We start from the raw sequence: 12,027 nt of genomic DNA, 5'->3' as shown, positions 1-12,027 counted from the left end.
GTTGTTTCCTTAACCGTAGATCTGAGATGGCAGCCAGGTTGCCAACTGCGGCCAAATAGCCATAGCAACCAGTAACAATAGTTGGAGAACAATAAACGGCGCAACTCCCTTATAGATATCTGAGGTTGCTACCGATTCTGGCACCACGCCGCGCAGGTAAAACAAGGCAAAGCCAAACGGCGGGGTTAGAAAAGAGGTTTGCAGATTGACCGCGATCATGATGCCAAGCCAGATTGGATCTAACCCCATCATTAACAAAGCAGGCGCAACAATCGGTACCACCACAAAGGTGATTTCAATAAAGTCGAGAATAAAGCCCAACAAAAAGATCAGCACCATCACCAGCAACGTGGCACCAATGACGCCGCCGGGCAGTTGGCCAAGCGCATGTTTAACCATTTCTTCGCCACCCAAACCGTAAAAAACCGCGGAGAACAGCGAGGCGCCAAACAAAATCAGAAACACCATACTGGTCACCAGCAGCGTTTCCATGGCACAGGCTTGCCACTTTGATAGCGTCATATTGCCACGCCACATCGCGAGTATGGCGGCCCCAAAGGCGCCAACGCCAGCAGCTTCCGTCGGTGTTGCCAGCCCAGACAAAATTGAGCCCAAAACCACCACCATCAGCAGCAGCGGCGGCGCTAGGGCCAAGATAATGCTGGGCAATGACAAACTAGTCGCGGCGACAGGCTCGTCGCAGGCCGGCTCCTCGGTCTGACCTTTACCACGAAGGAGGATATAACCGAGATACGCCACCACCAGCAACAAACCTGGGATGATGGCACCAGCAAACAGGTCGCCGACAGAAACGGTTTTCGGTGAAAAATTACCAAGATCGAGCTGCACTTGCTGATAGGTTGACGACAGCACATCGCCCAGCAGCACCAGCGCAATCGATGGCGGAATGATCTGGCCTAAGGTTCCCGTGGCAGCAATGGTGCCGGTTGCCAGCTTCATGTCGTAATTCTGTTTGCGCATACTCGGTAGCGCGAGCAAGCCCAAGGTCACCACGGTCGCGCCGACAATCCCAGTACTGGCAGCCAATAGCATGCCCACCAGCACCACAGAAATCGCCATTCCCGCCCGAAAGCGACCAAACACGGATGCCAGCGCACTGAGCAACGATTCCGCTAAACGCGACTTTTCCAGTAACACGCCCATCAACACAAACAGCGGAACCGCCATTAACGTTGGGTTCACCATAATGCCGTAGAGCCGATTCGGCAGCAGCATGATGAAGCTCATGTCCATCACGCCAAACCAAGAGCCAAGAGCTGCAAAAATAAGGGCGACACCGGCTAGGACAAACGCCACCGGTAAGCCGCTCATCAATACCGCAATCACACAGACAAATAAGGCAATGGGCCAGAGTTCAGTCATGCTTCAACTCCACCACGACGAATGTGCTGAATCGCTTTGATAATTTCAGCAATGGTCTGCAGTGCCATTAAGCCGCACAATAACCAGAGATAACTTTTTAGAATGAAAAACCCCGGCATGCCGCCGGCTTCAGGAGAAGATTCCTGCATTTGCCACGACATCATGATGAAAGGCTCGCTACTGACAGCAATAAAACCAATCACAGGGAGAATCAGAAATAACGCGCCAAGGAGGTTGACCCAAGCCTGAGTTTTGCGCTCAAAGTGGCGATAGAACACATCAACTCGAACATGCTTATCGCGTTGTAACGTGTATCCTGCGCCGCCCATAAAAATCAACGCATGAACAAACAAGGTACTGTCTTGGAGCGCGATCCAACCAATGTTAAAGCCGTATCGTAGCAACACGATGGCGACCATCAGCAACATCAAAATCACACTAGCCCAGGCGAGCTTTTTTGCCAGCGCCTCAATGCTACGATCTAAAACTGTGCGAAGAGCGTCCATGGCCGCCACAACTTCTCCACTACCTAGCCAAACTCAGAATTTGGTTATGAAAATGTTAATTATTCGCGATGATACATTAAATCGACGCAAATTCTGCATTTTCATTCAAAGGTAGGAGCAGAGAATAACCGGACAAGACTGCTAACTAGCTGTAATAACGTGCAAGTTAGCAGCTATTAACAAACATATTTTTGTGCAAAGTAAGTGGATAACTATGCACAACAAGGATTACTTGCCACCACCCATACACTGTGGGCTGGCCGGCGCTTGCTGTTTGGCTGCCCATTCCTCTGGCGTGTAGGTATGCATTGCCAACGCGTGCAAACCTGCGTCAAATTCGGTGGCAAGTAAGCTATTGATGGCTCGGTGGCGCTGCAACAGGCGCATTCCGGCAAAGTTGGCGCTAACCACCACCACTTTGAAATGGGTTTCACTATTTGCTGGCACGTTGTGCTGATGGCTTTCGTTTTCAACAGTTAAATGGCTGGGATCGAACTGTTGATGCAAAGCCGCAGTGATCCGTTGTTGCATCGACATAAGGCATTTCTCCGTGAAGGCAAAAGAGGGACATGCTCGATTAAGTTTATCCAGCAAGATTTCGGAACGTGAGATTAATCCGAGGTTGCTGAATGCGCAATCTTTTCGGCAACGCATGTTGCCACTCGTGCTGACATCGACCCGCCATCACCAGCAAGCTGCCGTCACTCAAACTGAGCCGGATCCGTTGTTTGCTGTGACGATGGCGCAAATCAAAATCGCGCGCCGCCCCCAGCGATAAAGATGCGATCACCGGATTGGCACCCAGCTCGGGCTCATCATCACTATGCCATCCCATATGGTCTCGGCCGTCGCGATAATAGTTTACCAACACAGAATCGAAGCGGGCTTGGGCTCGCTCCATTGCTTGCGCCATCAGCAGTTCAAGCACCGGCGGTAATGCTTGCGGCGGCAGCGTTTCGCCACTGTAGCGATAGGGTTTAGGGCCGAACCAAGCCTGTAGACGAGGAATGCGATGGCGTTTTCCAAAGACTGTAATGATGCCGGTTTGCAGTGTCACTTGAGCCATCAGTTGCTGCCACAGTTGGCAGCTCTGTTCGGCAACAAAATCAGGCCACCAACCAAACTGACTGTCTCCTAAAGTTTGCCAGCCGGTCATTATCTGATGGTTCGACTGTTGCGCCGCACCGTTCGCCATGACTAATCGCTCTCCCGAATGACTTGTGCTAATTGTGATACGGCTTTTGTTTATCACAAGGTCATTATTTATCTCAAGGTGATAGCCATGCCAAACCACCTGAGTTGCGATAGGATAGGCCCGTTAAGACGATTAACCATGGATTAAAACAGGTGACGGAACCAAGTAAAGGCCATATTTTGGTGGTCGATGATGACGCTGAAATTCGTGATTTACTGACGACTATTTTATGCCGTGCGGGCTATCAGGTAAGCGGTGCCGAAGATGGTATTGAAATGTTTCAGTGCTTTAATCAAAGCGCCGTTGATTTGATCATTCTTGATATCAATTTACCCGGCGATGATGGCTTTACCCTGTGTCAAAAATTGCGGCAACAGTCGGATGTGCCAGTGATCATGCTGACGGCTAGTTCCGATGACATGGATCAGGTTATCGGTCTTGAAATCGGTGCCGACGACTACATTGCCAAGCCATTTAACCCGCGCCAGTTACAAGCCCGCATCAAAGCCCTGCTTCGCCGCGTGCAATTAAGCTCTGTCGAATCCAAACCGGCCCGCTATATCGAATTCTCCGATTGGCGCTTTGATACGCTCAATCGCACCATTGAGCACCCCGAATTTGGCCTGCAAGAGCTTTCTGGCGCCGATTACAGCCTGTTGAAACTGTTTATCGACAACATTAACCAAGTATTGGATCGCGACGCCATCTCTGATGCCATTCGTGGCCGCGAAGCCTCACCCTTGGATCGCAGTCTGGATGTGCAGGTCAGCCGGCTCCGACAACGCCTGCAAGACAACGGCAAGCATCCTAAGTTAATTAAAACCGTGCGTGGTCAGGGCTATGTCTTTACCGCCGAAATCCAATTTATCCATGATTGATCTGCTGCAACGCTGGTCACCCAAATCACTGCCAGCGCGAGTGGTTCTGCTGGTCTTGTTTGCGGTGATCTGCTCGCAGCTGCTGATCAGTACATTGTGGTATGCCCAGCAACAACGGCAGGAAAACGAAGGCCTAAGCGCAGCGAGTCAGTGGATGGCAGAGCAAATTGCCATCACCATCAACAACTTTGCCAATATGCCTGCGCTCGAACGAGAGCGGGTGTTACAAGCGCTCACCAATACTGGCAACAGTCGCTTTTTTTTGATGTTGAGCGATCATTATCAAGCCATTCCGGCAGCACCTGAAACGCCGCAACGAACCATCGTCAAACAAACTCTGGCCGAATACTTTATTGCGGCACTGCATCCGGGCCGACCAGCGCAAATCAGCATTAACAGCAACCAGCAATTACAAACCCAAGACAGCAATATTCATATGTCCGCGCAAGCGTTTACTTGGGCCAAACGAAGCTTGCTACTGCCCATTGAAAATGCCCCGATTATCACGGTGCAAGTACCCATGCCCGACCAACAGTGGTTGCTGTTGGCGACGCTCATGCCAGAGCCATATATTCAGCTGCAGCCACTGCAATTTGCCGTCCCTCAGTGGGGCTTTATGCTGCTCTCCACCGTGGTATTAGTCATCATCGTCATGATCACCACTCGGCGCTTAATCCGACCATTGAATCAATTAGCCCAAGCCGCCGACTTGCTGGGCCGAGATATTGATAGTCCGCCGATTTCCGAATCGGGCAGTATCGAAGTGACCATGGCGGCTCGCGCTTTTAACGCCATGCAAGGCCGCTTGCAGCGATTTATCAAAGACCGTGAAGATTTGTTTTCGGCCATCTCCCATGACTTGAAAACACCAATTACCCGGATGCGGCTGCGGGCCGAATTACTCGAAGATGATGAGCATCGGGAGCGCTTTATCGCCAATTTGGATGAGCTGGATTTAATGGTCAAAGGCGCGCTGCAGTCGGTAAAAGATAGCGATATTCACGAAAACCCAGAGCCGGTCGACATCGACCACTTGTTACAGACCATCAAATTGGATTTGGCCAAAGATTCCTGGCGCATGAAAATTAGCGGCACGACCAAGTATCCTTTTGTCGGCAAGCCCTTGGCGCTCAAGCGGGTATTGTCCAACCTGACCGATAATGCCATTAAATATGGCGACAGCGTGCACGTCATCGTGCGCGACCGAGAAGACAACCTTTATCTGTATTTTCATGACCAAGGGCCGGGCGTCCCCACTTTAGATCGAGAGCGCGTGTTTGAGCCCTACGTCCGGTTGGATACATCAGCCAATCGCGAAGGCGGTAGCGGTTTAGGTCTAGGTATTGTCCGCAACATCGTCCATGGTCATGGCGGCCAAATTGCGCTCAACAATCACCCCCACGGAGGTTTGGTTGTCCGAGTTCTGTTACCAAGACAACTCGCCTTTAAAGAAAACAATTAATCGGGCTTGCGAAACCTTGGCGCACTCCTAGAATAGACTGCAATTCCTACAGTTATAGCCGTATAGATGTACAGCCCTTTGAATCTAGCAACTCCAACCTTGGAGCTTGCCCGTTTTCCGTTGGATAAACGCGAAACCCTGCTGCCGTTTGATGCCGCCGATGAGTTGATCATGGAATGGTGGCACCGTCATCCGCAACGCTGGCAGAATCTTTGGATCTTAAATGACAGCTTCGGCGCACTGAGTTGCTTCTTTAGTCAGCAAAGCAGTAACCACATTCAACACATCTCTGATTCGTTTCTAGCCCAGCAGGCTCTATTGAATAACGTCAAACATAATCAGCTTGACGCCAGCCGAATCCATTTGCTCGATTGTCTTCAGCCTTGGCCTGACGCGCCAGACCAAGTGATCATCAAGGTGCCGAAAAATCTGACGTTGTTGAAGCATCAATTGGCTCGGATCAGCCAGTTGCCAACAGACACGCCAGTCGTCATTGGTGCTCGCTTAAAAGATTTACCGGCCAAAGCCATTAAATTGCTCAAACAAGCCTTTGGTAATGTGGTGCCCGAGCTAGCCAAACGCAAAGCGCGCATCATGCATGCAACAGTAGCCGAAACCACCATGGCTGAACCGGCCGCCAGCAAATGGGAGATCGCTGAACACCAGTTGCAAATGAGCAATCATGCCAATGTGTTCTCGCGCGCCAGCCTCGATATTGGCGCAGCGTTCATGCTGCAGCATCTGCCACAATTGACGAAGCCCAGCCGAGTGGTCGATTTAGGCTGTGGCAACGGCGTCTTAGCATTAGCAATGGCGAAACAAAATCCGAGCCATGAGTACATTTTGGTGGATGAATCGCATATGGCGGTGGCATCAGCCAAAGCCAATGCTCAAGCTAACTTCGCCAATCTTGATGAGCTGAAATTCAATTTTCTGTGTCAGCACAGCCTTACTGGTTTCGCTGATCACAGTGTCGACTTTGTGATCTGCAACCCACCTTTTCATCAACAACAAGCCATTACCGATGAAATCGCTTGGCAAATGTTCAGCCAAGCCCACAAGGCGTTGCGCAGCGGCGGCAAATTACGCATAGTTGGCAACCGACATTTGGGTTACCACATTAAACTAAAACGTATTTTCGGCGGTGTCAGTCGCATTGCTGCAAATGCCAAATTTGTAATTTTGGAGTCAGAAAAACGTGATTAGTCTCGCGACCAATTATTTCCGCCTTGCCGTTGCTTGCGGCTTGTTGGTGCTATCAACCATGGTGCAAGCAAAAAGCACTGACGACGTCGATGCCAAGCTACTGCAACCCGACAACCTGTTTCCAGTGGTCAAAATGGAAACCAATATGGGGGTTATTTTAGTCGAGCTTGACCGTCCGAAAGCGCCAGTCACTGTTGATAACTTCTTGAAATACGTGGTCACTGGCGGTTACGACAACACAGCATTCCACCGCATTATTGAAGGCTTTGTGGTTCAAGGCGGCGGGATGGATGAGAAATACAATTCGCTTGATGACACCTTTGGCACCATCACCAATGAAGCCGGCAACGGCCTGTTGAACGATCAATATTCCATCGCCATGGCTCGTCAAGCACACCCGCACAGCGCTGGGCGCCAGTTCTATTTCAATGTTGATGATAATAAAAGCCTCGATCCTGGCCCGCGCAGCTGGGGTTACACCGTGTTCGGTCGGATCATTGAAGGTGAAGATGTGGTCGAAAAAATGGCTGAAGTGGCCACTGAATTTAACGCCGACCTATCAATGCAAGACGTTCCTGTGAACACCGTCATATTAAGAAAGGCAACTTTACTGCCACCAGAGGCATAACGGCGAAATTCTTCTATACTCGAAGATATGCAAACGAAATACTCAGCCAGCTCAAGTCGGGTGCGCCAGTTCGTCACCGACAAATCGACCGCCACCAGCTTCTACGTTGAAGGTATGCTGGCTGGGTCCTTGCCCTTCGAAGAACTGCAAATATTTATCTGGGACACCCTAGAAGAGTGGCATCAACTCGACATTGATAGCCACTACATCTGTGAAAAAGAAAAGGTCATGTGGCACTTGTTCCACTTACTCGAACGTTGGCCTGAAAATACCCTGCGAGGCAATGTCTTTTTGCGCAAGCAACTCGAAGACGGCTGCCTCTTTCTCAAGCAGCAAGGGCCAATGCTACATCAGTGCTTAGGCGTGCGACCTTAATCGGCAGCGACATCCGTTGCTGCTTGCTCTGTCGGCTTATCTTTTCTGCCCCACGGTGCCACCCATATCAGCATCAACATGCCCGGAATCGCACACAGGGTACAAAAATAGAAAAACTGCTCCCAGCCAATCGCCTCAACAATAAAGCCGGTGGATGCATTGGCCGCGCTCCTGGGTAGCGCCGCGATGGCGGTAAATAACGCCAACTGAGTGGCGGTGTAACGGACATCGGTCATCTTCGCCATATAAGCCACCAGCGCTGCCGTTCCCAACCCCACACCGAAGTATTCAAAGGCAATCACCGCCGCTAGCAATGATGGATCATGGCCAACATGGGCCAGCAGGGCAAAACCAAGAATTGAAACCAATTGAACAACACCAAACAGCCACAGCGAACGGTTGATACCGGTTCGGATCATGATGATGCCGCCCATCAAACTACCAATAATCATGGCTGGAATAGCGGCACTTTTTGAAATCAAACCAATTTCAGTTTTGCTAAAGCCCATGTCGAGATAAAACGGCGTAGACAGCGCGGTGGCAAGGTTATCACCGAGCTTATAGAGAAAAATAAACGCCAATACGGCCAAGGCTTGGCGCATCCCTTTGCGATTAATAAATTCCGCGAATGGCTCAACCACCGCCGCAGTAAAGCTATGCGGGTGATAACTTTTTTGTGGTTCGCGAATCGATAAGGTAAGCACAATCCCGACCAACATAAATGCTGCGGTAATGATAAAGACCTGCAGCCAATCCATGTGATCCGCCAACACTAAAGCCAGCGAGCCTGGCACTAACGCAGCGATTCGATAAGCGTTGACATGCACCGAGTTGCCCCAGCCCAACTCTTCATCCGGCAGGATTTCTCGGCGATAAGCATCCAGTACGATGTCTTGAGTGGCGCTGAAAAATGCCACCGCCGTCGCCAGCGCGGCAATTCCCCAAATTTGCTCATGGACATCGAATATTGGCAAGCAAGCGACACTTATCAATAATGCAATTTGGGTGACCAGCATCCAGCCCCGCCGCAATCCAAGCAGCGGCAGCTCAATCCGATCAACCAAAGGCGCCCACAAAAACTTCCAAGCAAACGGCATCATCACCAATGACAGCAGACCAATTTCTTCTAAACTGACATTGAGATCGCGCAGCCAAGCTGGCACCAAGTTCACCAAAATAAACAGCGGCAGACCCGAAGCAAATCCGGTGAAGATACAAATAACCGTGCGCCGGTTCAGTAATGCGTTAACGAATTGACTTTGTTGAAGGCGAGTTAGCCAGTCTGGGCTCATGAGTAAAACAGTTTTGTCAGGGTCTGAACCGAAGCATCTTTGGTTTGTCTCAGATTTGCAAGCGATTCGGGTAAATTGCTCGGCCGGATAACAGCGGATTGTTGCCCCACTTCAAGCTTCAGCAAGGTTTACAGTGATCCAATGTCATATTCCTGAGCAAAACATTGCAAGTAGTACGAATATCACCTATTTGTCTGATCTGGATTGAGTTGTTTTTTATCGTCAACTGCACAATCGGCACCAGTAAAAGCAACGAAACCCAGTCGTCATATGAACCTATTACCACCTTTGGACCGCAGTAAGATGGAATTTGCAGAAACGATTGATCAAACCACCGCCGAGCAAACTCAAATCGAGTATGTCGATGTCATTGATATCGAAGCGTCTGGCTTTGGCCGTGGCAGCTATCCGGTCGAAATCGGCGTCTGTCGCAGCAATGGCGAATGCCGTTGTTATCTCATCAAACCGCAACCTGATTGGACTCACTGGACCGAAGAAGCCGAGCACACTCACGGAATCAGTCGCCAATTGCTCGAGCAAAATGGCCGCGATGTCCGCGACGTGGCGCTTGAGTTGAATGAATTTTTGCACGGCTGCACCGTCTACACGGACGCTTGGGGCCAAGATCAGTCATGGTTAATGCGCCTGTATGATGCCGCAGATTGCTGGCCCAGCTTTAAACTTGAAACCATTCGCAACCTGATGACCGAACCGCAAAGCGAGCACTATCACGACAGCTATCAGGAGGCTGCCGAGCAACTCAACCTCAAACGCCACCGAGCCAGTACCGACGCCAAGGTGATTCAGCATGCGCTGGCAATTGTGCAAACCAAGACTGACTAACTTGAGCAGATCAGCCCAGCGATTTTGGTTACACTAGCGAGCCAATTAATTACTCGGTCGTTGTATGCTGTCTTCATTACTTAATCACCGCCGTTTATTTCAGAGCATGTTCATACTGGCCATTATTGCGGTCAGTTGGACCTGCTTGATGCCACTTGAACAACCTCCGATCGATATCAATCATGGCGATAAACTGTTGCACATGCTCGCCTATTTGGCACTTGGCCTATTACTCGAGCGAGCCGCTCCAGAGAGATTTGTGCCTTGGGGAGCGTTGGCGCTGCTGGCCTACAGCGGCGTTATTGAGCTTGTGCAGCAACAAACCGGCTACCGCACCGGCAGTTGGGCAGACATGTTAGCCAATGGCAGCGGTATTCTGCTGGCACTAGTGCTGCGACCACTGGTGTTGCGAATGGCGTCGCCACTAAGCCAGCGACAGCACACTTCATGAATATTCTGATTAGCGGCGCTGGAGCAATTGGCCAGCTGTACGGCGCTCTTTTCGCCGCTGCTGGCCATCAAGTCAGCTTCTATGGTGCCAACGGCCCGATAGCAGCAGCTGAATACCAACTGCAGCAGCGCGACGGCACTTTGCTGAGCTGGCACAGTTCAGATGTCCAGCAGCCGCAAATCGTGATCATTTGCACCAAAGCTTATCAGGCAGAATCTGCGGTCATCACGCTATTAGCGCAGCAGCAGCTGTCACCCCAGACTCCGGTTATTTTGTTACACAACGGATTAGGGCCCCATGAGGCAATTGCCGCGCGCTTAGCCGCTAAAACACCCTTGATCCTGGCCAGCTCGCGCCAAGGTGCGCTAAGAATGGCTTCGAAACAGGTAAAACATACTGGCTTAGGAGCCACCGACCTAGGTTTGTTGCAAGGTTCATCAGCAATGAACGAGTCGATTCTGGCGCTGTTTCAGCAGAGTATTGGGGACTGCCACTGGCACCAGCAGGTACTGCAACCCTTATGGCATAAGTTGCTGATCAACTCGGTGATCAACCCGCTCACAGCTCGCGATCGCGTGACCAATGGCGAGCTGTGCGGCCACCAGTATCAAACCGAGTTAAAACAACTCTGTGCAGAAGCCTGCCAAATCGCCCAAGCTTGTCATATTGACATTCAGCCCGAGACGCTTTTTCAACAAGTGCTGAACGTGGCCGCGGCAACCGCTTCCAACCGCTCATCCATGCTGCAAGATGTCACCGCAGGCCGAATGACCGAAATCGACTACATTAATGGCTATCTGATCAAACAAGCGCAACGGCTCGGTTTGGCTTGCCCTGCGCATCAAGCACTGGTCGCGCAACTGACAGATTCATAACAAGGTGAACATTCATGACTAACAAAATATTACTTCCGGTTGCTAATGGCAGCGAGGACATGGAAGTGGTGATCATTGCCGATGTGCTGCGTCGTGCAGGTTTAGAAGTGGTCGTAACCAGCGTTTCAGGTTCGCTACAACTGACCTTAGCGCGTGGCATTCAAATTACCGCCGATGCCTTGCTCGACGATGTCATCAACGACGATTTTGCGTTGATTGCCCTGCCCGGCGGCATCCCTGGCTCCGAAGCATTGCGCGACTGCAGCGCACTGGCTGATCGCCTGCGCCAGCAAAAACAGCAAGGTAAATGGATCGGCGCTATTTGTGCTGCGCCTGCGGTCGTGTTGCAGCACCATGAGCTGATCCGCGACGCGTACGTGACCTGCCACCCTAACTTTCAACATCTGCTAAGTCCTGAGTTGTGCATGACTGAAGAAGCGGTGGTCGTTGATGAGCACCACCAACTGGTCACCAGCCAAGGGCCTGGCACGGCAATGCGTTTCGCTCTGACACTGGTTGACGTGATACTCGGAGAAGAAGCTGCCATCGAGGTGGAACAACCACTGTGCATGCTATTGGAGCAGTTAGAAGACGAAGAGCTTGACGGCGAAGACCTGAACGACGAAGCGCTAGACTCTGACCCCAGTTCATGTTGTAGTCATCACCACTAACAAAAAAACATCAAGGAGTTGTTGTGACAAAATTAATGAGTGTATTGGCAACCGTGTTGTTGCTTGCTGCGTGCGCCCCAGAAGTAGGTAGCGAAGCTTGGTGCAAAGACATGAAAGAAAAACCAAAGGGTGATTGGACTGCGAATGAAACAGCTGATTTCACCAAACACTGCGTGTTCTAAGCTAAGCTCATAGCCAACACGATCAAAAAAGCGAATCTTCCGATTCGCTTTTTTGTTTTCTTTAATGCCCGGTATGGCGC

Annotated in this window: 15 protein-coding genes; 10 read left to right on the top strand and 5 right to left on the bottom strand. The window is 50.8% G+C overall.

The features are described 5' to 3' along the window. Nucleotides 1–9 precede the first annotated feature (9 nt). The 4 genes from IC617_RS05245 to IC617_RS05230 all read right to left on the bottom strand — a co-directional run bounded on the left by IC617_RS05245 (nucleotide 10) and on the right by IC617_RS05230 (nucleotide 3,084). A complete protein-coding gene (locus tag IC617_RS05245) occupies nucleotides 10–1,383 on the bottom strand; it encodes a TRAP transporter large permease (RefSeq protein WP_191143927.1) in 1,374 nt (457 codons plus the stop codon). Next, on the bottom strand, nucleotides 1,380–1,889 hold the full coding sequence (locus IC617_RS05240) for a TRAP transporter small permease subunit (RefSeq protein WP_191143926.1): 510 nt from the start codon (nucleotides 1,887–1,889) through the stop codon (nucleotides 1,380–1,382). The genes IC617_RS05245 and IC617_RS05240 overlap by 4 nt, the downstream gene beginning before the upstream one ends. A gap of 228 nt (nucleotides 1,890–2,117) precedes the next feature. Further along, nucleotides 2,118–2,426 (bottom strand): BolA family protein, encoded by a 309-nt coding sequence (locus IC617_RS05235; protein ID WP_191143925.1) that lies wholly within the window; start codon nucleotides 2,424–2,426, stop codon nucleotides 2,118–2,120. Nucleotides 2,427–2,472: 46 nt separating this feature from the next. After that, nucleotides 2,473–3,084 (bottom strand): alpha-ketoglutarate-dependent dioxygenase AlkB family protein, encoded by a 612-nt coding sequence (locus IC617_RS05230; protein ID WP_224745809.1) that lies wholly within the window; start codon nucleotides 3,082–3,084, stop codon nucleotides 2,473–2,475. A gap of 152 nt (nucleotides 3,085–3,236) precedes the next feature. Between IC617_RS05230 and IC617_RS05225 the strand changes: the two genes are divergently transcribed. The 5 genes from IC617_RS05225 to IC617_RS05205 all read left to right on the top strand — a co-directional run bounded on the left by IC617_RS05225 (nucleotide 3,237) and on the right by IC617_RS05205 (nucleotide 7,633). Continuing rightward, on the top strand, nucleotides 3,237–3,962 hold the full coding sequence (locus tag IC617_RS05225) for a response regulator (RefSeq protein ID WP_191143924.1): 726 nt from the start codon (nucleotides 3,237–3,239) through the stop codon (nucleotides 3,960–3,962). Then, nucleotides 3,925–5,424 (top strand): ATP-binding protein, encoded by a 1,500-nt coding sequence (locus tag IC617_RS05220; RefSeq protein ID WP_191143923.1) that lies wholly within the window; start codon nucleotides 3,925–3,927, stop codon nucleotides 5,422–5,424. The genes IC617_RS05225 and IC617_RS05220 overlap by 38 nt, the downstream gene beginning before the upstream one ends. 78 nt (nucleotides 5,425–5,502) lie before the next feature. Further along, nucleotides 5,503–6,630: a methyltransferase gene (locus IC617_RS05215; RefSeq protein ID WP_191143922.1), complete on the top strand. Its 1,128-nt coding sequence runs from the start codon at nucleotides 5,503–5,505 to the stop codon at nucleotides 6,628–6,630. Between the two features lie 58 nt (nucleotides 6,631–6,688). Next, nucleotides 6,689–7,258, top strand: coding sequence for a peptidylprolyl isomerase (locus IC617_RS05210; protein ID WP_191144003.1), 570 nt, complete (start codon nucleotides 6,689–6,691; stop codon nucleotides 7,256–7,258). A gap of 27 nt (nucleotides 7,259–7,285) precedes the next feature. Continuing rightward, nucleotides 7,286–7,633, top strand: coding sequence for a hypothetical protein (locus IC617_RS05205; protein WP_191143921.1), 348 nt, complete (start codon nucleotides 7,286–7,288; stop codon nucleotides 7,631–7,633). Here IC617_RS05205 and IC617_RS05200 read toward each other — a convergent pair. Continuing rightward, nucleotides 7,630–8,925 (bottom strand): AmpG family muropeptide MFS transporter, encoded by a 1,296-nt coding sequence (locus IC617_RS05200; RefSeq protein ID WP_191143920.1) that lies wholly within the window; start codon nucleotides 8,923–8,925, stop codon nucleotides 7,630–7,632. The genes IC617_RS05205 and IC617_RS05200 overlap by 4 nt on opposite strands. Nucleotides 8,926–9,228: 303 nt before the next feature. Here IC617_RS05200 and IC617_RS05195 point away from each other — a divergent pair, with 303 nt between their 5' ends. The 5 genes from IC617_RS05195 to IC617_RS05175 all read left to right on the top strand — a co-directional run bounded on the left by IC617_RS05195 (nucleotide 9,229) and on the right by IC617_RS05175 (nucleotide 11,947). Beyond that, the gene (locus tag IC617_RS05195) at nucleotides 9,229–9,768 is read left to right on the top strand and encodes a 3'-5' exonuclease family protein (RefSeq protein WP_224745808.1); all 540 of its coding nucleotides are present in this window, start codon (nucleotides 9,229–9,231) and stop codon (nucleotides 9,766–9,768) included. Nucleotides 9,769–9,832: 64 nt separating this feature from the next. Next, the gene (locus IC617_RS05190) at nucleotides 9,833–10,219 is read left to right on the top strand and encodes a VanZ family protein (protein WP_191143919.1); all 387 of its coding nucleotides are present in this window, start codon (nucleotides 9,833–9,835) and stop codon (nucleotides 10,217–10,219) included. Then, entirely contained in the window at nucleotides 10,216–11,094 is an 879-nt protein-coding gene (locus IC617_RS05185; protein WP_191143918.1) for a ketopantoate reductase family protein, read from the top strand. The genes IC617_RS05190 and IC617_RS05185 overlap by 4 nt, the downstream gene beginning before the upstream one ends. Before the next feature lie 14 nt (nucleotides 11,095–11,108). Further along, on the top strand, nucleotides 11,109–11,765 hold the full coding sequence (locus IC617_RS05180) for a DJ-1 family glyoxalase III (RefSeq protein WP_191143917.1): 657 nt from the start codon (nucleotides 11,109–11,111) through the stop codon (nucleotides 11,763–11,765). A 35-nt stretch (nucleotides 11,766–11,800) separates the two neighbouring features. After that, nucleotides 11,801–11,947, top strand: coding sequence for a DUF3012 domain-containing protein (locus tag IC617_RS05175; RefSeq protein WP_191144001.1), 147 nt, complete (start codon nucleotides 11,801–11,803; stop codon nucleotides 11,945–11,947). Nucleotides 11,948–12,027 lie beyond the last annotated feature (80 nt).

The organism is Neiella litorisoli (assembly GCF_014773395.1).
GTDB lineage: Bacteria > Pseudomonadota > Gammaproteobacteria > Enterobacterales > Neiellaceae > Neiella > Neiella litorisoli.
The sequence above is the reverse complement of the archived record's forward strand: the minus strand, read 5'-3'. Positions and strand labels throughout refer to the sequence as shown.

Excerpts from the sequence above, each read along its gene's own strand:
- IC617_RS05190 (WP_191143919.1), top strand. The coding sequence starts at position 9,833 with ATGCTGTCTTCATTACTTAATCACCGCCGTTTATTTCAGAGCATGTTC.
- IC617_RS05240 (WP_191143926.1), bottom strand. The coding sequence starts at position 1,889 with ATGGACGCTCTTCGCACAGTTTTAGATCGTAGCATTGAGGCGCTGGCA.
- IC617_RS05245 (WP_191143927.1), bottom strand. The coding sequence starts at position 1,383 with ATGACTGAACTCTGGCCCATTGCCTTATTTGTCTGTGTGATTGCGGTA.
- IC617_RS05230 (WP_224745809.1), bottom strand. The coding sequence starts at position 3,084 with ATGGCGAACGGTGCGGCGCAACAGTCGAACCATCAGATAATGACCGGC.
- IC617_RS05175 (WP_191144001.1), top strand. The coding sequence starts at position 11,801 with ATGAGTGTATTGGCAACCGTGTTGTTGCTTGCTGCGTGCGCCCCAGAA.
- IC617_RS05220 (WP_191143923.1), top strand. The coding sequence starts at position 3,925 with ATGTCTTTACCGCCGAAATCCAATTTATCCATGATTGATCTGCTGCAA.
- IC617_RS05185 (WP_191143918.1), top strand. The coding sequence starts at position 10,216 with ATGAATATTCTGATTAGCGGCGCTGGAGCAATTGGCCAGCTGTACGGC.
- IC617_RS05210 (WP_191144003.1), top strand. The coding sequence starts at position 6,689 with ATGGTGCAAGCAAAAAGCACTGACGACGTCGATGCCAAGCTACTGCAA.
- IC617_RS05205 (WP_191143921.1), top strand. The coding sequence starts at position 7,286 with ATGCAAACGAAATACTCAGCCAGCTCAAGTCGGGTGCGCCAGTTCGTC.
- IC617_RS05200 (WP_191143920.1), bottom strand. The coding sequence starts at position 8,925 with ATGAGCCCAGACTGGCTAACTCGCCTTCAACAAAGTCAATTCGTTAAC.
- IC617_RS05235 (WP_191143925.1), bottom strand. The coding sequence starts at position 2,426 with ATGTCGATGCAACAACGGATCACTGCGGCTTTGCATCAACAGTTCGAT.
- IC617_RS05195 (WP_224745808.1), top strand. The coding sequence starts at position 9,229 with ATGGAATTTGCAGAAACGATTGATCAAACCACCGCCGAGCAAACTCAA.
- IC617_RS05180 (WP_191143917.1), top strand. The coding sequence starts at position 11,109 with ATGACTAACAAAATATTACTTCCGGTTGCTAATGGCAGCGAGGACATG.